The 22286-nt window shown below is 60.4% G+C and carries 23 protein-coding genes and 5 pseudogenes; 11 read left to right on the top strand and 17 right to left on the bottom strand.

What is annotated here, in order from left to right; translation table 11 throughout:
- On the top strand, positions 1-446 hold a 446-nt coding region (locus NKI16_RS31815), incomplete at its 5' end, for an ATP-binding cassette domain-containing protein (RefSeq protein ID WP_352924468.1).
- Between the two features lie 126 nt (positions 447-572).
- Here the strand turns inward: NKI16_RS31815 and NKI16_RS31820 are convergent.
- The 3 genes and pseudogenes from NKI16_RS31820 to NKI16_RS31830 form a co-directional block, all read right to left on the bottom strand.
- Positions 573-896, bottom strand: a pseudogene (locus NKI16_RS31820) (substrate-binding domain-containing protein); the annotation flags it as partial.
- Between the two features lie 225 nt (positions 897-1121).
- The gene (locus NKI16_RS31825) at positions 1122-1427 is read right to left on the bottom strand and encodes a hypothetical protein (RefSeq protein WP_023680972.1); all 306 of its coding nucleotides are present in this window, start codon (positions 1425-1427) and stop codon (positions 1122-1124) included.
- Complete coding sequence (locus NKI16_RS31830) at positions 1396-1752, bottom strand: hypothetical protein (protein ID WP_352622044.1); 357 nt, start codon at positions 1750-1752, stop codon at positions 1396-1398. The genes NKI16_RS31825 and NKI16_RS31830 overlap by 32 nt, the downstream gene beginning before the upstream one ends.
- A gap of 133 nt (positions 1753-1885) precedes the next feature.
- Between NKI16_RS31830 and NKI16_RS31835 the strand changes: the two are divergent.
- Both NKI16_RS31835 and NKI16_RS31840 read left to right on the top strand, forming a co-directional pair.
- Positions 1886-2068 (top strand): annotated as a pseudogene (locus NKI16_RS31835) (IS110 family RNA-guided transposase); the annotation flags it as partial.
- A gap of 245 nt (positions 2069-2313) precedes the next feature.
- Positions 2314-2577, top strand: coding sequence for a helix-turn-helix transcriptional regulator (locus NKI16_RS31840; protein ID WP_036239966.1), 264 nt, complete (start codon positions 2314-2316; stop codon positions 2575-2577).
- Between the two features lie 300 nt (positions 2578-2877).
- On the opposite strand, the gene NKI16_RS31845 is transcribed toward NKI16_RS31840, so the two are convergent.
- Positions 2878-4992, bottom strand: coding sequence for a DUF3363 domain-containing protein (locus NKI16_RS31845; protein WP_352622048.1), 2115 nt, complete (start codon positions 4990-4992; stop codon positions 2878-2880).
- A gap of 528 nt (positions 4993-5520) precedes the next feature.
- Here NKI16_RS31845 and NKI16_RS31850 point away from each other — a divergent pair.
- Complete coding sequence (locus tag NKI16_RS31850) at positions 5521-5883, top strand: hypothetical protein (RefSeq protein ID WP_156937461.1); 363 nt, start codon at positions 5521-5523, stop codon at positions 5881-5883.
- Here the strand turns inward: NKI16_RS31850 and NKI16_RS34185 are convergent.
- Entirely contained in the window at positions 5880-6281 is a 402-nt protein-coding gene (locus NKI16_RS34185) for a hypothetical protein (RefSeq protein ID WP_245274834.1), read from the bottom strand. The two genes, NKI16_RS31850 and NKI16_RS34185, sit on opposite strands and share 4 nt — an antisense overlap.
- On the opposite strand from NKI16_RS34185, the gene NKI16_RS31860 reads away from it, so the two are divergent.
- Both NKI16_RS31860 and NKI16_RS31865 read left to right on the top strand, forming a co-directional pair.
- On the top strand, positions 6280-6450 hold the full coding sequence (locus NKI16_RS31860; RefSeq protein WP_245274835.1) for a hypothetical protein: 171 nt from the start codon (positions 6280-6282) through the stop codon (positions 6448-6450). The genes NKI16_RS34185 and NKI16_RS31860 overlap by 2 nt on opposite strands.
- 449 nt (positions 6451-6899) lie before the next feature.
- Positions 6900-7433 carry a Ros/MucR family transcriptional regulator gene (locus NKI16_RS31865; protein WP_023680033.1) on the top strand — a complete coding sequence of 178 codons (534 nt, stop codon included), beginning with the start codon at positions 6900-6902 and terminating at the stop codon, positions 7431-7433.
- Positions 7434-7515: 82 nt separating this feature from the next.
- Here the strand turns inward: NKI16_RS31865 and NKI16_RS31870 are convergent, their stop codons facing one another.
- Positions 7516-7827, bottom strand: a complete 312-nt coding sequence (locus NKI16_RS31870) for a DUF736 domain-containing protein (RefSeq protein ID WP_023680034.1) — start codon at positions 7825-7827, stop codon at positions 7516-7518.
- A gap of 409 nt (positions 7828-8236) precedes the next feature.
- Positions 8237-9001, bottom strand: a pseudogene (locus NKI16_RS31875) (IS110 family RNA-guided transposase); the annotation flags it as partial.
- Positions 9002-9552: 551 nt separating this feature from the next.
- Here NKI16_RS31875 and NKI16_RS31880 point away from each other — a divergent pair.
- A complete protein-coding gene (locus NKI16_RS31880; RefSeq protein WP_023680037.1) occupies positions 9553-9774 on the top strand; it encodes a hypothetical protein in 222 nt (73 codons plus the stop codon).
- 61 nt (positions 9775-9835) lie between these two features.
- Here the strand turns inward: NKI16_RS31880 and NKI16_RS31885 are convergent, their stop codons facing one another.
- The 7 genes and pseudogenes from NKI16_RS31885 to NKI16_RS31915 form a co-directional block, all read right to left on the bottom strand.
- Complete coding sequence (locus tag NKI16_RS31885) at positions 9836-10330, bottom strand: hypothetical protein (RefSeq protein WP_352622051.1); 495 nt, start codon at positions 10328-10330, stop codon at positions 9836-9838.
- Positions 10331-11063: 733 nt separating this feature from the next.
- Entirely contained in the window at positions 11064-11660 is a 597-nt protein-coding gene (locus NKI16_RS31890) for a 2-hydroxychromene-2-carboxylate isomerase (RefSeq protein WP_352622053.1), read from the bottom strand.
- 76 nt (positions 11661-11736) lie between these two features.
- Positions 11737-12579, bottom strand: coding sequence for a hypothetical protein (locus NKI16_RS31895; protein WP_352622055.1), 843 nt, complete (start codon positions 12577-12579; stop codon positions 11737-11739).
- Between the two features lie 280 nt (positions 12580-12859).
- The gene (locus NKI16_RS31900) at positions 12860-14731 is read right to left on the bottom strand and encodes an ATP-binding protein (RefSeq protein ID WP_352622057.1); all 1872 of its coding nucleotides are present in this window, start codon (positions 14729-14731) and stop codon (positions 12860-12862) included.
- Entirely contained in the window at positions 14641-15117 is a 477-nt protein-coding gene (locus NKI16_RS31905; protein ID WP_352622058.1) for an adenylate/guanylate cyclase domain-containing protein, read from the bottom strand. The genes NKI16_RS31900 and NKI16_RS31905 overlap by 91 nt, the downstream gene beginning before the upstream one ends.
- A 147-nt stretch (positions 15118-15264) precedes the next feature.
- A complete protein-coding gene (locus NKI16_RS31910; protein ID WP_352457996.1) occupies positions 15265-15744 on the bottom strand; it encodes a c-type cytochrome in 480 nt (159 codons plus the stop codon).
- A 55-nt stretch (positions 15745-15799) separates the two neighbouring features.
- Positions 15800-16255, bottom strand: a pseudogene (locus tag NKI16_RS31915) (IS1 family transposase); the annotation flags it as partial.
- A 294-nt stretch (positions 16256-16549) separates the two neighbouring features.
- On the opposite strand from NKI16_RS31915, the gene NKI16_RS31920 reads away from it, so the two are divergent.
- The 4 genes from NKI16_RS31920 to NKI16_RS31935 all read left to right on the top strand — a co-directional run bounded on the left by NKI16_RS31920 (position 16550) and on the right by NKI16_RS31935 (position 18308).
- A complete protein-coding gene (locus tag NKI16_RS31920) occupies positions 16550-16801 on the top strand; it encodes a hypothetical protein (protein ID WP_031212899.1) in 252 nt (83 codons plus the stop codon).
- A gap of 66 nt (positions 16802-16867) precedes the next feature.
- Positions 16868-17119: a helix-turn-helix domain-containing protein gene (locus NKI16_RS31925; protein WP_352622060.1), complete on the top strand. Its 252-nt coding sequence runs from the start codon at positions 16868-16870 to the stop codon at positions 17117-17119.
- Complete coding sequence (locus NKI16_RS31930; protein WP_023680046.1) at positions 17119-17703, top strand: hypothetical protein; 585 nt, start codon at positions 17119-17121, stop codon at positions 17701-17703. Before NKI16_RS31925 ends, NKI16_RS31930 begins: the two co-directional genes overlap by 1 nt.
- A 284-nt stretch (positions 17704-17987) precedes the next feature.
- A complete protein-coding gene (locus tag NKI16_RS31935; protein ID WP_023680048.1) occupies positions 17988-18308 on the top strand; it encodes a tyrosine-type recombinase/integrase in 321 nt (106 codons plus the stop codon).
- A 707-nt stretch (positions 18309-19015) separates the two neighbouring features.
- Here the strand turns inward: NKI16_RS31935 and NKI16_RS31940 are convergent.
- The 3 genes and pseudogenes from NKI16_RS31940 to NKI16_RS31950 all read right to left on the bottom strand — a co-directional run.
- Positions 19016-21217, bottom strand: coding sequence for a xanthine dehydrogenase family protein molybdopterin-binding subunit (locus NKI16_RS31940; protein WP_352517222.1), 2202 nt, complete (start codon positions 21215-21217; stop codon positions 19016-19018).
- 3 nt (positions 21218-21220) lie between these two features.
- Positions 21221-21679, bottom strand: a complete 459-nt coding sequence (locus NKI16_RS31945) for a (2Fe-2S)-binding protein (RefSeq protein ID WP_352467057.1) — start codon at positions 21677-21679, stop codon at positions 21221-21223.
- A 347-nt stretch (positions 21680-22026) separates the two neighbouring features.
- Positions 22027-22286 (bottom strand): annotated as a pseudogene (locus NKI16_RS31950) (hypothetical protein); the annotation flags it as partial.

The raw sequence follows: 22286 nt of genomic DNA on the forward strand, positions 1-22286 counted from the left end.
TTGCAGTGTGGCGCCCCCTTTCGGCACTTCTCGGATTCCTCACCGACCGCCTCGTGCGACACAAGGTAACGCCATACATCGAGAAACTTGAGGTGAAAACACCCAGCCTCGCGCAGACGGTGGCCAACCTTTCGGGTGGCAATCAGCAGAAAATCAGCGTCGCCAAATGGCTGGCAGCAGGCGTCAAGATCTTGCTGGTTGACGAGCCGTCAGTCGGCATCGACATCAAGACCAAGGCTTACCTGCACGATTTGCTGCGCGAACTCGCCGACAACGGCACTGCCATTTTGCTGATCACGAGCGACATGCCCGAAATGATCCTGCTCGCTGACAGGATTCTGGTCATGAACGACTACCGGCTTCAGGGCCAGTTAATCAATGACGGATCCTATGCCGGCATGAGCGAGGGCATCATGAATCTGATCCATAGGGCTGAGGCCGCCTAAGCTCCTCACACTTTCAGGACTTTTCACCATCGGCCAAGAGGATCCCGTGGACAGGCGTGAGTTCGGCAGGACTGGATTGCAGGTATCCGCGCTGAGCTTTGGTGCGTCCTCTCTGGAGGTGTGGGCATGGGCCTCGCCGAAACCCTTGGCAGAGGCAAACTCGAAATCCCAATTGGCCCCCTTCTGGCCGGGCGATTCATGCGTGATGACGATGATGCCGGCGTCCTTGGCCTTCTGCAGCACCGGCTCGAGCACCTTGGCGTCGTTCGGCACCACGCCGATGACTTTTACGCCCTGAGCGATGAGATCCTCGATGGCGCGAACCTGAAGTGCAGGATCGGCGCTGGTCGGGCCAACCATGAACGCATCGATGCCGAGCTTCTGACCGCGCTCCTTGATACCGGCCTCCATCGCGTTGAACCACGGAATGCCACCAATCTTCACGACGATGCCGACCTTGCCGGCCTATTGCGCCAGCGCCGCGAACGATGCGCCAAGCGATAGCGATGGGCGAGCGCCACGGCGGACGCTTCGCTGCAAGTTGATGGGTTCTCCGCCGCAGCCGAAGTTGTGTTGGACGGGTCTTCATATCTCGCCCCCATCTTAGTCTTTCAGGCTCGGAAACAGCAGCCAGCCCGCCGTCCGGGGAATGCCGCTTGCCGTGAAGAGCTGTTCCTACGGGATCATCTGTTGGGCGATGCGCACCAGATCATTGAGCGCCGAGCGGATCTGCGGCCAAGGGAACTCGGAGCATTCCTCCCAGGCCTCGCCCTCACGCAACACGGCATCGAGCTTGCCCGCTATACCGGCGAGAGTCGTGGCGGGCGTGGACGAGATCACTTCCAGCAGATCCTCCGCCCGGTCACCAGCCTCGCGCTCGGCCCTGAGCGCTGCGGTGTAACCGGTCTCCTCGGCAGCCGCATCCCAGCGTGCCTGATGCGCCGCGAAATCAGCTTCGGCTCTCTCGCGCAGAGCCGCCATAGCCGGCCCCTTTGCCGAGCACGCTATGGAGCGCCTCGATCGAGTGGAGCGTCACGTCCTCACCCTCGGGCAGGCAGATGCTCACACAAGGAAAGCCAACGCTGTGGACAAGCTGCGTCTCGAGGCGCTGCTGCCCCTGGCAAAGCTGCTCTGTCAGCTTGTGGGCTTTCTCCCATTCAAGCCAAACCGCCAGCGCTGGATCGGAGGGGGGCGTCTTCGTTGCCGCTACGTTACCGGCAACCGCATTCTTCTCAAGCACCAAAGCGGCCGGCGTGATCATCGCTCCCGCAAGCACTTGCCTGCGAGTGACGAAAGGCAGAGTCATGGTATTGTCGGAATCAGATGGGGTATTCGGCTCGAGCCCATCTTCAAAGGTGATGCAAAGAGGTGTTGCGCTTCGAGCTGATGATAACTTGGTCTGTCCAGACAGCCACAAGCATCAGGAAAGGAAGCGCAACATGAAGCATTTTGTTGGCCTCGATATCTCGGTGAAGGAAACCGCCGTTTGCGTTGTCGACGAAACCGGCAGGATTTGTCGTGAGGTGAAGGTAGTCAGCCACCCTGACGATATCATTGCGGTGCTGAAGGACTCGACTTGGAACGTCGAACGGGTCGGGCTCGAAGCAGGGCCCTTGTCGCAGTAGCTATTCGAGGGGCTGGCCAGGGCCGGGCAGAGAAGCACGAACCCGCGAATGATGTCAGAAGCTAGTAAGGCAGAAAATGACAAAAGCGCTTGACCCCAAGCCGCCGAATAGAGAAGCCATGATCCGAGCTCCAATCAGCTTGGGTAGTGGTTAGGCCGTGCAAGGTGTAACGAGCACCTCGTGCGGCCGCATCTTTGTCTTCCAAAATGTCACTTTTTGTGACTTTTAACAAGCAGAATATCATGAAAAAAGACATATCGCCCCAGCAGCTCCGCGCCGCCCGAGCCTTAATTGATTGGACGAGAGAGGATCTGGCTAACGCATCGGGGATAACCGTTCGCACGCTCGTCAGAATTGAGAATGCCCAAACCACTTCGAGGCAAACCACGTTTGACGCGTTAGTTGCGGCGCTCGAAACTGCCGGGATCGAATTCATCCCGGAAAACGGTGGTGGTGCTGGCGTTCGCCTGGCGCGTAGATCTAACAGTCCAAAAGGCCAAATGTGACCGTTTTGCATAGACCGGCTGTCGTTCGTAACCGTGGCCTGCGGGATTACCGAAAGCCGCAATTGCGTATCCGACCTGTTGGAGCGGCGCTCGACTGGTCAGAGGGAAGGCTTGGCGCGCTGCTCCTCAATAGGTGAGCTAGCAACAGCTCGTCTGGACCGAAGACGATCCGCTCCGAGGCCGCCCGAAACGGCGGCGAAATTCTCAAGGCTCTGACGGATGGAGCAACAGAATTCCTTGTGGAGCGCGGCAGCGGAACCTGGAGTAGGAAAGGCCTTGGTGAGCACCATACCTCAGCCGTCACATCCCGATTCCGCGCTTTCTGCCGAAGCTCCAGTCGATGCCGCCGCTGTTTTGCACGAGGCCGGTGATGTGCTGGCCGATGCGCCCTTCCAGCATCGGCTGCCAGGGCACGAGCCGAAAGCCGAGACCATTGTCCAGCATGGCGAAGCGCCCGCTCGCAAGACTGACGGGGCCAAGCAGCGTGCCGCCGACATGATTGCCGGGCTGGACGGGCGCGAAAGTGAGGCCGCGCGCAGCGGCCATTTCTTTGCCGACGCGCGCGACCTCCTGGCGCTCCAGCGTGCCAACAAGGTCGCGCGCGAAGGTGATGGTCCGGCTCGTCGCGTCGCGTTCGGCATGGCCCATCCTGACAAGCTGGGCAGCCCGTTTATCGAGCGCGTTGTCGACGTCGAGACCAAAGCCTGACCGGACCAGCGGCATGGGGATCCTGGCCGTAAGCTCCCGGTCGAGCCAGGTGGCGCCGTCGCTGCCGATCTGCGCGTCGAGGTCAAGCGTCGAAAGCACGCGGATGGAGAAGTCCTTGCCGCGGCTGCGGGCATCGTAGGCGATGCCGCGCTCGGGCAAGTTTTCCGGAATGCGCCAGTGGTCTTCGTCGATGCGTTCGACATGGCCGGCCCGGCGCAGCGCTTCGAGACGGCGGACATGGAAGCGGACGAAGGCGTCCGGGTCCTTGCCCTGCTGCAAAAATGTTTCCCGGATCGCCTCCAGGTGCCTGCTCGGCCGATAGATGCCATCCTCGCCGGCTGCGACGCCGATGTTGCGGTCGGCGGCACGCGGCTCCTCCTTCGGCGGGATCGGATCAAGCGCTACGATATGGCCGCGCTGGATGTCTTCGAGCTTTGCCGCATCGGCGGTCTCGACATAGTGCGTTCGTCCGTCGACGCCATCGATGACGAGCGACAGCCGGTCGCTCATCTCGTCGCCGGCAAGCCCCTTGGCAAGCACACGGCCGACGACCGGCTCGGTGATGGTCTGGCGGTGCATGACATATTGCGCCGCGCCCCGTTCATCGGCGAGGCCGTGCTCCTCGAGTGCCCGGTGCATGGTCTTGATGATGTCGTTGCGCTCGCCAAGCGCGCGCAACGTGCTTTCGGCTCTGTCGGAGATCAACCAACGGCCGGGCTCCATCTCGTTCGCCAGGCCGAAGTGCTCCAGCTTCTTTGCCCGATCGATCAGCAGATAGCGATTGCTGGAAATGGTGTAGCTGTCGCTGGCGTTGGGACGGAGATCGACAACATCGTGCTCCTGCTGTTCGGCAATCAGCATGCGGTCGAGCCGGGTCAGCCGTTCGGCCCCGACTTCGTTGGCCAGCTTGCGGGCGACCTCGACCTCGCTTTGCAGGCCGAGTTCCCGTTCGACCAGCTCGCTTGCCCGGTGACGAATGCCATGGGCGATGTAGTCGCCGGCGATGTTCAGGATCTTGCTGTCATCGGTGACGCCGCGCACCAGGATATGGGTGTGCGGATGACCGGTGTTGTGGTGGTCGACGGCGATCCAGTCGAGGCGCGTGTTGAGGTCGGTCTCCATCTGCCGCATGAGATCGCGGGTGAAGGGGCGCAGGTCTTCCATCTCCGCGGCATCCTCCGGCGCGACGATGAAGCGGAACTGATGCCGGTCGCCGCGGCCGCGCTCGACGAAGGCCTTTGCGTCGGCCTCGTCGTCGACGGCCGAGTACACCCTGCCCTTCTCGCCGTCTCTGGTGACGCCGTCGCGCTGGAGATAGCGCAGATGCGCATCGACGGCCTTGCTGGTCGACACGAACTTTTGGCCGCGCCCGGTGGTCCCCTTGCCTCGTCCTGGCAACTTGACGACGCGCGCCTTCACGACGACGCGGCGGGAGCGAAAGCGGACGCCATTGCCGTCCTGCTTCCAACCGCCACCATCCCTTGGCAACTCTGCTGCCAGCTTGCCGCCGCGGCCGCGGGCGTTGAAGCGGCCACTCCCCTTCCCGGCACCGCTGCTTGCACCGAGGCGATAGGGATTGCCGCCCTGCTTGCGGATGGCAATCTCGACCTGGCGCACAAAGGGCAGCGTGCGCGAATTGACCGGCGCGCCGCCATGCCGCGTCCGGCCGGTGCGAACCTGGAATTGGTCGCTGTCACGATTTGCCATGACGACAGCATCGGGAGTCGGATTTCGCGCTTCAAGATGGCTGGAGCGCGGCGCGTACTATGGCGCGCAAAGCCTTGCTGTGGCGTATAAACGGCGGATCGCACATCGCCCGGGCACCGCACCTTTACTTTTCAGATCAGCAGGATAGCGGACCAACCGGCACCCGCCACACCTCGCGTGGTGCCTCCCGGTGTCCGCATGTGCCGGAAAAAACAATGTGCAGACAGACACTTACGAGCAAAGCGAGGGCGAGCGCCAGCTCGCTTTATCTTGCTGTCCCCCACCACCCTCGCTGTCCCCCACCACCCTCGGTAACCGTCCGGATCCTGCACATCTTTCGGGTCGTGCAATCTCGCAACATGTGACGTTCCTTGCTATTGAGAGATTTCCGGCGGTGCCTCAACGTTCCTGGGACAAGGCCAACAACCCGTGCTGGTCGACGCATGACGCGACCTGGTATCGGGCCGTTTTGAGGCGGAGGAATATTGCCGCCGGCGCAAGCTTTCGACGAAGACTTTTGAGCTGTGAGTGCGCCATCTGGTGAGCCCGGAAGATCGGCGCAAACGTGCGGAATATCTGCGGAAATTGCGCCAGGAAAAGCCGGAAAAGCGGGGCAAGAAAGGGCCGCCGAAGCGACGCAAGAGCCCGCGCCGCTACCGCTACAGCGTGCGTACGGACACCGGTCCGATTGCCCTGCAGGCGTTCTGGGGCAAGCATGTGGAGGCGATGAACTGGAGCGGGTTGGGGCTTGCCGAATATGCCGCGGCGCTCGGACTTTCGCCCCATGCGCTGCGCAAATGGCGCCCTCGTCCCCGAGGAATTCGAGGCCGAAGTGGACTGGCGATCTCTGTTGCATCCGAGTGCGCGGGCTCAATTCAGCAGCGCTGCTAATTGCGTACGGCGCCAATGTCACTTGACACCGCGGTTGACGGGCGGTCGAACCGGCGCCGCTTCAGCGACGCACAGAAGCAGGCGATCGTGCAGGAGACGGAGAAGCCCGGCGTCAGTGTGGCGGAGGTTTGCCGCCGCCATGGGATGGCCACCAGCATGCCTTCGGCCGGCGTGTCCAGTTCGGCGTGACCGCTCGCAAGGCGCCGCAATTGGCAACGGTTGCACTCATCCATGGGACGGAAACCGAACCGCCGGTACTGACTGCCCTGCGCAATCTCGTACGACCGCCGGACGGCGTGATGACAGCCCAACTGGACGACGGGCGGCGCGTCTTTGCATCCGTCGGCACAATGCAGATGCAGTCCAGCAGCATCTCGCGGCGAGGAAGAACGCATCATGATCGTCGTTCCGACGGGGGTGAAGGTGCATCTGGCGCTCGGTCATACCGACATGCGCAAGGGGCTCGATGGGCTCGCGGCGCCGTGGTGTCAAACGAGTTGTCAGCTGCGGGGTGGCAAGCGCTTCAAAAGCAGCACGCCGTTCATCAGATATTCGTTGAGCCAGTAGGCGGCAGCCGTTCGGGCGCATGCCGGCTGCCATGTCAGCAACATCCATCCTGCCGATCGGCGCGAGGCGGTGCAGCCCACCTGAATGAGTCCCACAAGAGGTACACGCGAGGGCCAATTCATGCCGGGGCGAGACCAGGACCGCGGCACAGAGTGTCGCGACGACAATTGTTCATGGCTCAATCCTGCGACGCAGGAGCCATGATTCATGGCGCTGGCTTGCGTTGGGCTGTGCGCTTGGCGCGCGGAGAAGCGAGGGGGAAAGCCTTCCTGCTTCCCCGACGCGATCGGCAACTTGTCTGCAGCCGGACCGAACGATCGCAGCGACACTTGCCTGCTTGATATTTACACGGAATGAGGTTTGTTGGCGGAGTAACGAATTATTTGCCTGGATTGGCGAATAGACAGACCATCCGTTTTCAAAGCGCGCTTTGGACAAGAGGAAATTCGATGACCGTTTCTCCAGACCCAAGCGACCAGGCTGATCTCGTATCAATCACCGCTGACATCGTTTCCGCCTACGTTTCGAACAATCCGTTGCCGGTCGGCGAGTTGTCGAAGCTGATCGGGGATGTCTATGTCGCTTTGCAAGGGATCGGCACACCTGTGGCTCCGACCGCAGCCAAACTGGAGCCGGCGGTGTCGATCAAGAAGTCAGTGTCACCTGATTTCATCATATGCCTGGAAGACGGGAAAAAGTTCAAATCCTTGAAGCGGCATATCGGAACGCACTACAACCTGAGTCCGGACGAATACCGCCAGAAATGGAACCTGCCCTCCGACTATCCTATGGTTGCGCCGAACTACGCGGCGACTCGCTCGGCCCTGGCAAAATCAATAGGATTGGGCCGCAAGGCGGCAGCGCCAGCGACAGCTGCGGCGGAAAAACCAAAACGAGCTGCTCGCGCGCCAGCGGCGGCAGCAATTGCCACGGCAATCAAATCGCCGGTGAAGAAGGCGCGCAAAACACCCGTCAAAGCATAGCGTGCTGCACCAGATAGAGGTGCAGTGGCGAACCTGAACATGGCGAAGCCCCGCCTTGCGCGGGGCTTCGTGTTAGCTCGGATCACTCGGCGGCGCGGCGGGACCAGATGAGCGAGAACTCGCCCCCGGGGTCGGTTTCGACCAGGCTCGCATAGATCGGAGCGGGGAAGCTGGGATCGTCGAGCTTGACTGAGTGATAGTCGCGGCCCTCGCGCGAGGTCTTCTTCCATGCCGCCCCGAACTCGATGGCGCCGGCGAAGATGCGGAAGTCCGGACCTTTTTCATTGTCGCCGTCGACCGGGGTGAACGACACTGTCTTGACGTTGAGGTTGAGGGTTTTGACTGAGCCGGAGAAGCCGTTCGCGGTGCGGGAGAATGTGCCGATCGTCGCCATTGTGGTGGTCCTTCTGTTTCTCGGGCCGCGCCCATTGCGGCCTCACATGAGGGACCACTCGTCAAGCTGTGGCTCTGAGCTGCTGAGTGGTCGTTTCTGGAGGACGCTCCGCTCGGTGCGAGGCGTCCTGTCAAGGGTGCTCAATCGCATTCGGCACAAGCAGCGCGATCCCTACCGCCACATGAACCTGAGGTCTGAGCCCATTCCTGATCCGCGCGTTTGCACGTATCAACCTCACATCCGGTCGCCGCTCGAGCGGCCGCACCATAATCCCGCCTGCGGCGGCAAGGGCTCAGGAGGACGAGACCAGTCTCGATGACGGCGTTCAAAGCCATGCCGCAATGCGGTCGTCCACCTGGTTCCGGCGGGGCTGATCAGGCCCTGGCCGAACTGGAATGCGGTCAGATCGTCATGGTCTTACAAACGCTCCTTCGATCACCACGCCGGCGCGGACGTATTTCCACAAAGCCACGATCAGCTTGCGGGCCAGCGCGGTAATCATCACCTTCTTGAAGCATCCGCCATTCTGGGCAACTCGCTCGTTGAACCAGCGGCTGAGCGCCGAGGCGGGCTGGTGCCGCAACCAGAGCCACGCCATTTCCAGCAGCGTCGATCGCAAGCGTGGGTTTCCGGACTTTCCGATCCCCTGTTCCCGGTCGATCGACCCGCTTTGCCATGGCGTCGGCGCAAGGCCGGCATAGGCCGCCAGCTGCCGGCGATTGTCGAAACACCGAAACAAGCCCTCTCCCCACAGCACGGCCGCAAACTCTGGTCCGATACCGACGACTTTCGACAGCATAACCACTTCACGCGCCGATTGGCGTTCTTCGGCGAGCATGGCGTCCCGTTCCGCCTCGACTGCCTTGATCTGATCGAGCAGCATTTCCATTCGGTCGACCTCACGCAGAACCTGGCGCTTCATATTTGCGGGCAGATCCCGTCCATCGCCGGTGTGAAGAGTTTCCAGCCGATCGCGACGATCACGCCGCAAAGGATCGTAGCCGGTGATGCCCTGCGAGAAGAGCAGACCCTTGATCCGGTTGCCGTGCCGGATGCGTTCTTCCATCAACACCTTGCGCTCCCGGACGATGCGGCGGCGATCCTCCTCATAAGGGCTCGGCACGCGTAGCATGGAGCAGACTCGCGGTTCGCCACGCTTGAACGCCAGCAGCGACGCCGAGTGGTTTTGAAAGCAAGGCAGCGCACAAAGAGCTGGACGAGATCTTTGTTTCGGTGGAGTTGAGCAAGAAGTCCTGGCTGGTCACCTCGATTCGCCGGGAGCTGGCGAGAAGTTATCGCGCCATACCATCCCCGGCGCGGATATTGCCGGGTTTCTTGGCCGCCTCGCTCAGTTGAAGCAAAGGCTCGTAGCCGAACCGGCCGCGACTATCCGTTCGTCATCATTCAAGGGGCCGGCCTTGATGGCTTCTGGGTCCACCGAGTTCTGGAAGCAGAAGGCCACGACACTCATGTCGTTGACGCAGCATTTTGAACATCACTACGGTTCGGTCGCTCCTCCAAGCGCCCGCCGTGCGGGTGGCGGAGGAGTTGTATGGCCTCATGAGGGTTGAACGAATGTTTCGGGCAAGTTTGCAGCCAGCTCCGCCGACTGAACCAAGTCCGGAGATTCCATATCGACGCTTGGGTTGGACGCTCGCGCCAGCCGGAACCAACGGCGGCCACAAGCGGTTTACCAATCGAAGGGACTGCAATGGATGCAGGATAATGGAATTTTTGGATATGGAACTGGCGAGAGCCCGACAGCGGCTCAACGGAGCGCAGCTTTCCCTTAAACGTGCGAATGAAATGCTGGATGAAGACTGCGGCGTCGGCATCAATATCGCGCTGTGCAGCAGGATACGGGCTGCGCAACGGCGCGTGGTGGAGGCCAGATCGCGGTTGACGAAGATCGATCCCACCAGCGCTGACGGAGTTCGCACACGTTGAACCATCCGGGCCGTGAAAGCCTTCCGATCCGCCGCTGCCCCATGTCGTCACGGCTAGCGCCTCAGACCGCGCAGCAATATGTGAGGACCGGCCTCTCATTCGTCACGCCCTCCGGCCAGCTCTTTGCGAGCGTAAGATCGGACAGCGGAACCAAAGGCGGATTCGCGAATTCTACCGCTAGACAATTGGATTGTCGCCCATGAGGCTCGCGACCCTCCACCTTGAAACTGCGAGATACGGCGATGTATATCGCGCCGCCAGGCTCGCGCGACTGACGCGGCAAATGATCCGGCACATCAAGCGCACTGACACCTCGGCTCAAAACGTCGAGCAAGCGCTGGCTAGGTTGGCCGAAGCAAACGCGCCCATGGACCGGCTCACGCTGCATCAGTAAGGCCGCCACGCTCATGCCCGCCCCCGCATCGGCACGATGTGCGGCGGGTTGTTCGTGTGGCGTTCCCTCCACATCCGTTTCGCGGTGCCGGGGATGGCGCTGATGATCTTGGCGATCGGGCGCTCGCTGCCCAGTCGAGTAGATCGAGCTGCGCTGGGTCATGATATCGCTTCTTCGTGACTCCGCTGGTCCTTAATCGGTTGTTCTTGCGAGACTTATGTAACATCGTGCCAGCGCCGTTCAGCGCATCGTTGCCGCCACGGCCTCGGATGATGTCGGCGACATCGAAAGAGCCGAGCCGTTGATGCAGCCCAGTTCGCTGCTACGGTCAATGATCCTGGTCGGCGGCAGACTTAAAAGTGCTGACGGGTGGCTAGAATGTATTACGTCCACGGATATGCCTACGAGAACGTCTTCCCCTTCCCGGGTGACTTTACGCGGCTTCCTCATCATCGTCCGACTCGTACTTTCGAGCTCGTGACGCTGGATCCCGGGTGCTGTCAGGCCGCATGCCGGCGATAGCAAAAGAACGCCCCCTCAATAGTGGGTCTTGCGATGTAGCGGTCTCCCACCCTCAAATTCCAAACAATTCTCTGTTGGAATACAGCGCGCTCTGAAGCCCAGGATGGCGCCGAAAGCTGTTTGCTGGGCCGTGCGCCAAATCAGCCGAATTGCTCTCTAGAAAGCCGTTCTTCTCCATACCTCTGTGCTACGCTATTGAGCACACAGGTTGGCGATCTCAATGAATTCAAGTGCTTGGCGCATAGCGCCTAGCATCGAGTTTGCGGCCTGCTGCGCTGGAGCGAGAGAACCCGACGACGAACGCGAACGCCCATCGACAGGTTTGAGAGATTTTGCTCTAGTGAGAGTATGATCCACGCCGCATAGACCGGTGTTATTTCCCCTGGCGATTCTTCCAAGAGATCGCGTCCTCAAGCCGGTCGTCACCCCAGAAAATCTCCTTGCCGACGACGAAAGTCGGCGAGCCGAAAATGCCGAGGCTCTTGGCTTGGTTCGTCGCGTCAACAAGCCCCGCCACGGCTTCGTCCGCGTCCGCGCGTGCCAGCACATCCTCCACATCGGCGCCGGCCTCCGTGATACTCTGGCTGATGTTCGGCTCATTTCCGGCAGGAAGTCCTTCTTCGATCCATCGCCTGTAGCTTGCCCGGACATAGGCGGGACACCAGCCTTCTGCTGCCCCCACGATTGCTACACGGTTCGCCCGTTCCAGCTCCGCTAGAGGGTACGGCGCCGGGAGCTTCGGCGAGAGCCCGCGCATTTGCGAGCGCCGCTCGATGTCCCTCCACATATAGGCGGCCTTTGCCGGCTTGTTCACAAAGGGGACGTTGTTCATCTCGATCATCACCACCCGCACATTGAAGGGTTTCCAGACGAAACGAACGCCAGTCTGCTTCTCGACCTGCTCGATGCGCATGACCGACAGGTATGTGTAGGTGCTGCCTATTGAGAACCAGAAGTCGATGATTGGCATTACCTAAAACTCCAGAGCATGACCCGCCTTGTCGCCAGCGAGGTGTGCTCCCAACGCGGCGATCCCGCTCCCGACATTAAGGCAGGCCTGGCTTCGTTGCCATTGTGGTTACCAATACGTCACCGGAAACCTGCGAGGCCAGGAAATTGCGAGCGTCGCGTATGTCCCGAGAGAACTCTGCATCTGCAAAGGGAACCAGGAGTTGCTCCAGCATCGAGCAGGGATAGAGCCCAGGGCTGGCCTCGTGTGCGAAACGCGCGAGATCTGTCGCGGCTCGAAGTTCCAACATTCGGGCGTCCTGCTGCCGCGCAACCTCCATTGCGGCGAGGAGGCTGGTTTCCACCCGGGAGAGGTCCGGCTGTGGTTGCTTCAGTGCCACCAGGCCATCGAGCCGATGAAGTTCAGCCAGCCAGAACTGCTCGCCCGACCGGCCAACGAAGGCGAAACCTTCCCGCACCGCAGCCTCTGCTGCCACCGTATTGCCGGCCTTCAGAAGGCATTCGGCAAGCTGCGCGACGAACACTGACTCGAATAGGTGAGCGTCGCGCGTTCGATTGGAATCGAGCGCCTGACGGATCGTCGCTATGTTCTCGTCGGTTGGCTCGCGCCGGGCTCGCACACATGCATGGCATAGAACGCCGTTTCGCTTCAGGTGCTCGACCTTCCGTTCGCCGCAATAGGTGACGAGCGCAACAGCATCGCTCTCGCAAGCGTCGAGATTGCCGAACAGAAATTGTGGCCACACGATCGTGTAGAAGTTGCCTGCCGCGACGGTGTGAGCGTTGCCATGATTTAACAGCTCTGACCGCACCTGTTCACTGGATTTCGCGACGCCCTCGTACTGTCCCAGCAGAGCTAACGCCATTGTCTTCCAGTACAGGACGTTCAGGCCGGGGTCGATGCCAAACCAGGAGCTCAACACCTTCTAGCGGTCGGGGTCACGATATCTTTCAGCCGACTGCAGACTTTCCAGAGCCTCGCGAGAACGTCCGGTCAGGACCTGGGTCGTCCCGAGAAGCCGATAGGCGACCAACTTGAATGTCGGGTCGACCTGGCGGTCCGCAAACTCTACAATCTGCCGCGCTAGGGCGAACGCATCCTCCATCTTCCCCGCGAAATAGCTGCTCGCGCAAAGGCCATGCAGAACCGAGAAGCGTTGCAAGTCGGAACCGACACCTGCGTCAAGCAGTGATTTGGCACTAGTCAACGCCGCAACTGTTTCCTGGAACGGCAGCAGCGAGTTGGCGCGGGCGACCAATAGAGCCAGGTTCAAGTGGTCGACGCACCTGCTCGTCTTCGATTTGCCGGGCTGCCGTCAATCCGGCCCCGGTGTGCTGAGTGGCCTCGGCAAGAGCTGACCGCGACAGGGCCAATTCCGCAGCAGTCAGCCAATAGTGCGCCGCCGGCTCCGAGAGTCCCGCCTCAGTGTAGTGATGGGCGATCACCGCCGGCGCGGATTCGCTGCTATCAGCAAAGCGCTCGACAATTGACCGGGCGATGTCCGCATGGATGCGCTGTCTGCGGGAGCGAAGCAGCGAGTTGTGGGCTGCATCCTGCACGAGCGCGTGTTTGAAAACATAGATCGTGTCACCTATGGCGGCGCGAGAGAATACCAGCTCCGACTCGACCAGTTTGTGTAACGCCTCCTTAAGCGCGGTTCCGGTAATCGGCGAGATCGCTTCCAGCAGACGGTACGAAAATTCCCGGCCGATCGCCGCGCCAATCTGTGCGATTTCCCGGATCGACCCGAGCCTATCCAACCGCGCCATTAGGGAGTCCTGCAGCGTCGATGGAATCGCCAGTGCCGTCAACGGCGCGGCCAGCACAAAACACTGGCTTTGCTCGCGCAGTTGCCCCGATTCAAGGACCGCCTTGGTCAGCTCCTCAACGAATAAGGGAACGCCGTCAGTCTTAGAGATTATCGCGCTTTGCACTTCTGCAGGAATCTCCTTGCCGCCGGTGATGCGATCGATCATGGCTGCAGCGTGACGCCGTCCGAATCGGTTGAGCGCCAGCCCTGTCACATGGCCTTGACCGACCCAGGGATTTGTAAACTCCGGGCGAGAGGTCACTATCAACAGCGCCCGCAATCCCGGTACTCGCTCGACGATGCCGCTGAAGAAATCCAGCGAGGTGGGGTCTATCCAGTGCGCGTCCTCCAGCACGGCAAACACGGGCGCCTCTCGCGTCAGCCCGGCGAACAGCTCAATCAACGCGGCAATCGTCTGCTCCTTTGCCTCGCTCGGCACTACTCCGAGGTCCTGAAAGTGTCCCTCGGTCGAGATCGACAGAAGCGAGGCGAGATAGGATGCGACGCCCCGGCCACCGAGGCCCGAGCGGGCGATTAAAGCTTCGAGCCTTTCGATTTGCGCTGTCGGCGGCTCGCCGGACCTAAGACCCAGCGAAGATGATATCTGTCGGACGACCGGATACATCGAGACGTTGCGATGGTGCGGAGAACACTGGTAACGCACAAGGCCATAAGGTTGACCCACGATCCGTTCGCGCAGTGCCTCCAACAGGCGTGACTTGCCGATGCCTGCCTCGCCGGTCAGCAACACTACTTGGCCTTCCCCCCCGCACGCGTCGCTCCAGCGGTCGGCAAGCAACGCCACTTCCTGATCACGTCCCACCAGGGGCGCGTTCGACCGGGACGCCTCGAACCGATTGACGTTCTCCGTCTCGCGGAGGACCTCCCAGGCCGAAATCGGAGCATCAAAGCCTTTGATGACGTGGACGCCCAAGGCCTTGAGCTCGAATACCTCGCCAAGTAGTAGGCGCGTCGAAGGCGCGATGACGATGCGGCCTGCGTTGGCCAGACCCTGAAGCCGGGCCGCGAGATTCGGCGTATCGCCGACCACCGCATGCTCGCGCGATGCACCATGGCCGATCACGTCCCCCACCACCACCAGGCCAGTCGCAATTCCGACGCGCGCCTGGAGTGTGCCTGCTGCCGCCGTTTCAATCGTGGCAACCGCAGCTACGATCTCCAGAGCGGCACGCACGGAACGCTCCGCGTCGTCTTCATGGGCAAGCGGATAGCCGAAATAGGCCAACACGCCGTCACCCATGAACTTCGCAACAAAACCCCGTACCGGGCGATGATGACGGAGCAGGCTTCTTGGTAAGCGCGCAGTACGTTGCGCATCTCCTCCGGATCCAGCCGTGTCGACATTTGCGTCGAGCCGACGAGATCGCAGAACATAACTGTAATCTGACGTCGCTCAGCTGTGTCGACATGCGGCGTCGTCGGCTCTATGGGCTCGGGTTCCAATTGCCGCGCACCAAGGCGTTCGATTGCCTTCAGCAACCGCTTGCGATGCCCGAGAAGCACGCCGATCTTTTCCAGGTCGGCGTCCGTAAGGTCAGGCAGCACTTCGCTGTCTATCCCGTTCTCACGGAACGAAGCTTCATATTGAACAAGACCGAGGCTCTGCAGCCATTTCCCTAAATTCATGGACGTATCGCAGCCCGATTGGACCATTAGTCCTCAAACGGGAGCCGGATGTCTAGTGAAGAGAATTCCGGGTAGTGGGTCAGTTTGAAATCTGACGCTGCGCTTTTTGCCGGGGCGCCGTTCTTCGCTCAGCTCTGGGCATATTTGTCAGTTCTTCGGCATTTGGGGTGGCACAAGTTGAACGTATGGCGTCGTCGGTTCCTTATCAGGGCGAATGCGACTGGGGGCCGGCTTCCCGTGTTTGCCGAGCGACCTAATGTATTGATAGAGCGATTGCATATCGCTCTCGTCCATCGCTCGAAGATTGTACCAAGGCATCGGTGGAGACGTTCTAATGCGCTTCAGCATCCCTACAAATCCACGCTCGGTCATTACCGAAGCATCTATCCGAAGATTGGTCGCATAGGTCGTGCCCCAAGGACCGCGCCAACCGACCGAGTTGCCCATTAAAGCCTTTTCAGGATCAATCTTGCCTTCTGTTTCCCGGTAGCCTTCGGTATGGCAATCGTGACACCCGCCGATGATTGATACCTGCAACCCTCGTTCGACCGATACTTCGCCTTGAGCGAAGGCTGCAATTGGCATCGTGAGACCGGCTAATAGGAAAAACAGGCTTGTGACACGCATCCTTCCCTCCCATGCGTTCCGCTAAGCAGTATGAGCCAACGTCCGAAGGCGACGGCTAGCTTGAAAGGCTCTTTTTGTAAGGGCCGCGAATAGCCGGTTTCTCGGCTTCTCTCGCTTCGATCAGCGCAACGATGTCACCAATCTCCCAAAGCTTGTCAGTGACGGCAGTGGCCATCGCAGGCGTCATGCGCAACGTGGCATGGATGCGAACAAAATTGTAGTACATGAAATGCAACGCCACCGCATTGGCGTGAGCCTCCACCTTCTTGGAAAAGCCATTGGTCAGGCGAGTGAAGCGGCGCATGTGCATCCGCATGGTCAGGTTCTGGCGTTCCGCAAATGACGTGCTGACATGCTTGATGTCAGGATTTCCTTCGATCCGTTCTTTCCGCGCGCCAGTGCATTCGGCGGGGCTATAGCGGCCCTTGGCGCTGTCAGGCGAAGTGCCATAGAGCTTGATCAGCATGGCATAGTCGATATCGCCGCCGAACGCACCTTCAACAGCCTCTAACGACTTGAACCCCCGACGTCAGCACCGAAACATTCTGCCGCATCTTACCCTGTCCGATTTGCACGTCGCTACTCGCCTTTCCCGAACGAGCCGGCCAAGCAGCTTCCGCACCACGCAGCATCTCTTATCTAGGGCAACACGGTCTCTTCATTACCGGATGGTGCGGGATGTGGATTTGTTGTGCCGAGTGCAAGATGGCCCCGTTTATCGGGACCGAGGCTTGTCGAAACAGTCAACCGCCTGGATTTGATATCGTTGTGCTGTTTCAGTACCGACGTTCTCGAGGCCGCGTCTATGAAGAGTGACGCGCTTTCGTACCCACCCCGCGGCCTCTCTCGTGAGGAAGCAGCGCGCTATGTCGGCGTCGGATCGACACTATTCGATGACATGGTTGCTGACGGCCGCATGCCGAGGCCTAAGCACGTCAACAGTCGCGCGATCTGGGATCGTGTGGCGCTCGATATCGCTTTCTCCGCCCTGCCAGACAAAGACAATGGTCTCCAACAACTATTGGAGCGGAGCAAACGAGAGCCGACAAGGAGATAAGCAACTACGCACATTGCGTATACGCTGCAGGCGTAGTACAGTCATCGCCTGAGCGGATGAGATGACGTGAACGACAATGAAAAGCTCGCGCGAGAAGTGAAAGCCTGGCGGGCGAAGGGAGGATTCACCGCCGAGAGTGCAGCCAAGGTCTTGGGAATACCGAAACGCACTTTTGAAGGCATAGAGCAAGGTCGGGGCTTCCCTTACCCGGTACTCCTGCGCGTTGCCATGGAAAGCAAGACCCTTTCGCTTCAGGCAATGTTGGAGGATTCCCCGCCTGTTGAGCAACGGCAGCGGAAAACTCAAAGGGAGATTTAATGGCCAGGCCATTCAAAGATATCCGCTACCCCGGCGTTTCGTCGCGCATCAAGAACGGAAAGCTCGTCTATCGCTATCGCGGCAAAGGAATGCCCGAAATTCGGCTTCCTGGCGGACCAGGCGATCCTGAGTTCGAAGCCTATGAACAGGCAACGCAAGGCCAAGGTCAAAAGGCCGTCATCATTGACTTGCCCGGTCGGGCGTTGCCAAAGACATTTGGTCATGCTGCGCGCCGACTTGAAGCGACGATGGAATGGCTGGACTTCGACGAAGCGACGCAGCAGAAGAATGCTCGGCTTATTGAGCGCTTCCTTCAGATGCAGGTCGATCCTGCCTATCCGCTGACTTGGCGCAACACGCCGGTGGAACATCTCGATGCCGACCATCTGCGTGCGATTATCGAAAGTGTCTTTGCCACCAACCGGACGGTTGCCAAGCACCTGCTGGTGGCAATCAAGAAGCTCCTGTGGGTGGCGATCGAAGTTGAGAAATGGATCAAACCGCAGGACGATCCCTCGCTGTCGATCCGCGTCCGCATTTCCAAAATCGACTGCCAATCCCGCCTGGCCGATCGCCATTCGTGAAAAGTTCGAGGCGCACCATCCAATCGGCTCAGCGCCGCGCACCTGCTATGCGCTTGGTTTCTGGCTCGGCAACCGACGCGGCGATATCGCCTCACTGGAGTGGGACGATTTGGTCTTCGAGGAGATCGAATTGTTCGATGGCTCCTTGGAAACAATCGAAGCCTTCGACTTCCGACAGCAGAAAAATCGTAACCGTCATGGCGGGCGCGAGATGTTCATCCCGGTTGTGGACAAGCTGGCGCAAGCTTTTAGTGCCACTAGATCGCTCTAAGGGTGGCACGGTATTGAAGAACGGCTATGGGCGTCCGTTCTCCGAAAAGAGCCTCACCGGCATGATGGCACATTGGAACAAGCAAGCCGGCATCCCGGAGGGCTACACCCTGCACGGGCTGCGCCGTACCTTCGGTACGTATCTCGCCGAATGCAACATCCAAGCGCGCGCTATCATGGAGGCGATGGGGCATTCTTCAATGACGGTAACAGACGAGTATGTGCGAGAGGCCAATAAGAAACGGATGGCTGTCGATATCGCCCGCGCCATTAACGAGCGGGAGGCCAAACGCGACGCCATGAAGCAACGGACACCGCTGCGCGTCATCAAATGAGCGGTTTCAAACCGACCACATGCAGGGTGGCCTATCGGCCGCCCTTTTTGTTGGGCCCATAACGGGCCCAAAACGTTTTGGGCCGAGGCCACTTTTTATAAACAAAATCAATGGTCATGGTGGGCCCGGAGGGTATTCAGAAAGCCATAAAAATCAATTGGTAAGAGATCAGTGGGACTTCAGAGCATTCAAATCTTTTCCAATGTTTTTCAATGTTGTTGTCCCACTCAGAAGTGCCTCAGTCCACCAAGCCGACGCACTGAACGCCTCACTCGGAAGGGAGGTTTGCGCAAGGCGAAAGGAAGATCGCGTCGGTGTGCAGCCTTCCTGAGAAGGGTCGCGGTAGCGCCAACTGCTGACGCTCAGCGCGAAGACATCAATGTCCTGTTATGGGGCCGTCAGAGGACCGGCCGCTTCTCGCGCCCAGAAAGCGATAGCAGACATGCAACTAGGTGGTACAAAGTCTCTAGCGTGACCCTTTCGAGACATTTGCGTGCGGCGTTTGCGTCTCGAAAGCGGTTCTTTAGTGCTACCAGCACCAACGACCGTCTGCGGTCGTTCAGAACACGGGTTACCGTCTCTAAACCGGATATTGGACCGGGCAGCCGCCGGAAATTGCGAATGGAGGTGATCGCCTGTCAGGAGGCGTTCAAAAACGACCTACGACCGCGATCTTCATCCGGCCGTTTTCATGGTGTCATTCCCGGCTATGCTGACAAGTTCTTTATGATCGGCAGCTTGCGGATCGTCTTGCCCGTCGCCGCCCGTAGCGCGTTGGCGACGGCCGGGCCGATCGGCGGCACACCCGGCTCGCCAACGCCCGTGGGCGGCTCGTCGGACGGCACAATGTGCACCTCGACGCGCGGCATCTGCTCGATCCTGAGCGGCATATAGGTGTCGTAGTTCTCTTGGTCTACGACACCGCCCGTCAGGGTCAGCTCCTCCTGGAGGATCGCGCCTAGCCCGAAGCCGATACCGCCCTCCATCTGAGCGCGGATCTGGTCAGGATTTATCGCGGTGCCGCAATCTACCGCGCAGACGACGCGGTCGACTTTGAAATCATTTCCATCGTTGAAGGTGATCTCCACCACCTCGGCGACATAGGTCGAGAGGCTTTCATGCAGGGCCACGCCGCGGAAATGGCCTTCCGGCAGAGGCTTGTCCCAGCCTGCCTTCTCAGCAGCCAATTTCAGCACGCCGGCATGCCGTGAATGGTGACCGAGCATCGACAAGCGGAAGTCGACCGGATCACGGTTCGCAGCGGCGGCGAGCTCATCAATCAGGGTTTCCATTGCGTAAGCGGTGTGGGTGGAGCCTACCGAACGCCACCACAGCACTGGGATGTTCACGTCCGTGGTGGTCAGCTCGACCTTCAGGTTCGGGATCGCATAGGGCAGGTTGGTGGCGCCCTCCACGGAGGTCGGATCGATGCCGTTCTCGATCATCGCCGCAAAGGGCGAACCGCCCGCGATCGATTGGCCCACGATGTGGTCATGGAGAGCGACGACATTGCCTTCCTTGTCGAGCCCCGCCTTGACTGCGTGCACATAGGCCGGCCGGTACCGCCCACCCCGCATGTCGTTCTCGCGGGTCCACTGCACCTTCACTGGCTTGCCGGGTCCCAGTGCACGCGCTGTGGAAACAGCTTCGATAATGAGATCTGCGTCCGAGACCGCTCGGCGGCCGAAGCTGCCGCCGGTCTTCATCACGTGCAGCCTCACCTTGTCCGGCGTGGTGCCGCCTACTTGAGCGGCAGCCGCCTGATAAAGGTCGGGCATCTGGTGTCCGCCCCAGACGTCGATGGTGCCGTCTTCGTTGATTCGGGCGGCCGCGTTGAGTGGCTCGATCGAAGCATGGACAAGATAGGGGAATTCGTAGTGCCCTTGGATGACTTTCTCAGCACTGGCCAACGCTGCGGGAGTGTTACCGTCGTCGCGCGCGGTGGCCGCGCCCGGATCGTCTGCTGCCTTAGTGTATTCGGCCATGATCTCGGCCGTGCCGCGCCTTTCGGCCTTCTCTTCGTTCCAGGTCACCTCCACGAGATCGCGGCCCTTGAGCGCCGTCCACATGTCCCTGCCGACCACGGCAATGCCGCGCGGCGTCTGGACGACATCGACAATGCCGTCGAGTGCCTTGGCCTTGGAGGCGTCGAAGCTCTCGATCTCAGCGCCGAACTTCGGCGGATGGATCATAACGGCCGTATTGAGTCCATCCATCTTGAGGTCGATCGTGTAGGTCTGCGCGCCATTGGTCTTGCCGGCGGAATCGTAGCGCTTGAGGCTGTCCGATCCGATCTGGGCCCACTTGTCGCGCGGCTTTAGCGGCACGTCGTCGGGAACCGGCATTCCCGCTGCGGCTTCAGCCAGGTCACCGAAGCGCGCCTGCATCCCTGAGGCGTGCGACACGACCCCGGAAGCCACTGTGATCTCGCCGGCTGGCACGTCCCACCGCTGCGCCGCGGCCGCCACCAGCATGGCCCGTGCGGCAGCACCCGCCTTGCGGTAGCGCTCCCACGACGAGCTCATCGACGTGGAGCCACCGGTTCCCTGCGCGGCCCCGCCCCAGGCGAGATTGCCGTAGAGCGCGGTATTGCCATATCCGCCGACCACGTGGACCTGCGCCCAGGCGCCGTCGAGCTCTTCCATAACCAGGGTGGCGATGCCGAAATAGGAGCCTTGTCCCATCTCGAACTGCGACGAGTGGATGACGATTCGGTTCTCCGGTGTGATCTCGACATAGGTTTGGAAGGGGTTCGCCTGGACCGCTGCAGGCGTCGTTTGTGCGTTGGCGGGCGCGGCCATCATTAGCCGGTAGCCCACGGCGAGGCCCGCGGTGGTGACGGCCGTGCCGAGGAGGAACTGGCGGCGCGTGGGCCCCACGGCATTATGCTTCGGGAGAAACTGCAACATGCCTCAAGTCTCCAGCCGGTTGGCGGTCTCGTGGATGGCCGCGCGGATGCGATGATAGGTGGCGCAGCGGCAGAGATTGCCGCTCATCGCCGAATCAATATCATCGTCCGTCGGCTTCGGCGTCTCTGTCAGGAGGGCCACGGCCGACATGATCTGGCCAGACTGGCAATAGCCGCATTGAGGTACGTCGAACTCGGCCCACACGGCCTGGACCGTTTCGCCGATCTTGCCCGACACGCCCTCAATGGTGGTGATCGAGGCTCCTTCGATGTCGCCGACTGCGGTCTGGCACGAGCGCGTCGGCATGCCGTTAACGTGAACCGTGCAAGCGCCGCACTGGGCAAGGCCGCAACCGAATTTCGTTCCTGTGAGTCCGATGCCGTCACGGATCGCCCAGAGCAGCGGCATCTCTGGATCGACGTCGAGTGTTCGCGCCTCGCCATTGAGGGTAAAAGCGACCATGGCTTGCTCTCCTTGTCCTGAGCTGGCTATCTCGTTGCGCCTCCGCCCGGCTAGGAACCGGACTCTTCTTGCTGAGGCATAGCGACCACAGACTAGGATCGCGCAGCTCGAGCAACAAGCCGCTAGCTGGCAATCGCGAGATCGTGAAGTGGCTCGTGTCGAAAGGCTGGAGGCAACTGAATGTCATTTTTGGGCCGACCGGCCGGTCAGTTTCCGGCTCGATGACCTGGTTGGCAGTCATTCCGCTTCTAAGCCTAAACCCCAGACATGAACTGTAGCAGCATCATAAAAGACGACATCAAGCGGCGGTTTTTCGTTGCGCTGCACCGCTAGCTCGTTCGCGTGGTTCATGATCCGCTGGTTATCCGCGGATGCTGGTTCACCATAGATGCCAGAAACTTGCCACGCGCTATGCGGTTAAGGATGTGGTCGTCATTCGTAGCGAGCGAATGGCCGAAAATGAAGAAGCAATGGCTGGCGGTCTTCACATTCGCGGTGAACTGCTTGAAGCCTTGGTACAGGGTAAGCGCCAAGCTGACCCCATCTGGCGCGGCTTGAGGTGATGAGCGAGACATACTGACACTGAAGCAAGGAGCCGAGGAGCTTG

It is taken from the genome of Mesorhizobium sp. M0698, assembly GCF_040320455.1.
Lineage (GTDB): Bacteria > Pseudomonadota > Alphaproteobacteria > Rhizobiales > Rhizobiaceae > Mesorhizobium.

Excerpts from the sequence above, each read along its gene's own strand:
- NKI16_RS31870 (WP_023680034.1), bottom strand. The coding sequence starts at position 7,827 with ATGGCGACGATCGGCACATTCTCCCGCACCGCGAACGGCTTCTCCGGC.
- NKI16_RS31845 (WP_352622048.1), bottom strand. The coding sequence starts at position 4,992 with ATGGCAAATCGTGACAGCGACCAATTCCAGGTTCGCACCGGCCGGACG.
- NKI16_RS31865 (WP_023680033.1), top strand. The coding sequence starts at position 6,900 with ATGACCGTTTCTCCAGACCCAAGCGACCAGGCTGATCTCGTATCAATC.
- NKI16_RS31880 (WP_023680037.1), top strand. The coding sequence starts at position 9,553 with ATGGAATTTTTGGATATGGAACTGGCGAGAGCCCGACAGCGGCTCAAC.
- NKI16_RS31945 (WP_352467057.1), bottom strand. The coding sequence starts at position 21,679 with ATGGTCGCTTTTACCCTCAATGGCGAGGCGCGAACACTCGACGTCGAT.
- NKI16_RS31930 (WP_023680046.1), top strand. The coding sequence starts at position 17,119 with ATGGCCAGGCCATTCAAAGATATCCGCTACCCCGGCGTTTCGTCGCGC.
- NKI16_RS31840 (WP_036239966.1), top strand. The coding sequence starts at position 2,314 with ATGAAAAAAGACATATCGCCCCAGCAGCTCCGCGCCGCCCGAGCCTTA.
- NKI16_RS31940 (WP_352517222.1), bottom strand. The coding sequence starts at position 21,217 with ATGTTGCAGTTTCTCCCGAAGCATAATGCCGTGGGGCCCACGCGCCGC.
- NKI16_RS31885 (WP_352622051.1), bottom strand. The coding sequence starts at position 10,330 with ATGACCCAGCGCAGCTCGATCTACTCGACTGGGCAGCGAGCGCCCGAT.
- NKI16_RS31890 (WP_352622053.1), bottom strand. The coding sequence starts at position 11,660 with ATGCCAATCATCGACTTCTGGTTCTCAATAGGCAGCACCTACACATAC.
- NKI16_RS31825 (WP_023680972.1), bottom strand. The coding sequence starts at position 1,427 with ATGGCGGCTCTGCGCGAGAGAGCCGAAGCTGATTTCGCGGCGCATCAG.
- NKI16_RS31920 (WP_031212899.1), top strand. The coding sequence starts at position 16,550 with ATGAAGAGTGACGCGCTTTCGTACCCACCCCGCGGCCTCTCTCGTGAG.
- NKI16_RS31830 (WP_352622044.1), bottom strand. The coding sequence starts at position 1,752 with ATGACTCTGCCTTTCGTCACTCGCAGGCAAGTGCTTGCGGGAGCGATG.
- NKI16_RS31905 (WP_352622058.1), bottom strand. The coding sequence starts at position 15,117 with ATGAATTTAGGGAAATGGCTGCAGAGCCTCGGTCTTGTTCAATATGAA.
- NKI16_RS34185 (WP_245274834.1), bottom strand. The coding sequence starts at position 6,281 with ATGATGCGTTCTTCCTCGCCGCGAGATGCTGCTGGACTGCATCTGCAT.
- NKI16_RS31900 (WP_352622057.1), bottom strand. The coding sequence starts at position 14,731 with ATGGGTGACGGCGTGTTGGCCTATTTCGGCTATCCGCTTGCCCATGAA.
- NKI16_RS31910 (WP_352457996.1), bottom strand. The coding sequence starts at position 15,744 with ATGCGTGTCACAAGCCTGTTTTTCCTATTAGCCGGTCTCACGATGCCA.
- NKI16_RS31860 (WP_245274835.1), top strand. The coding sequence starts at position 6,280 with ATGATCGTCGTTCCGACGGGGGTGAAGGTGCATCTGGCGCTCGGTCAT.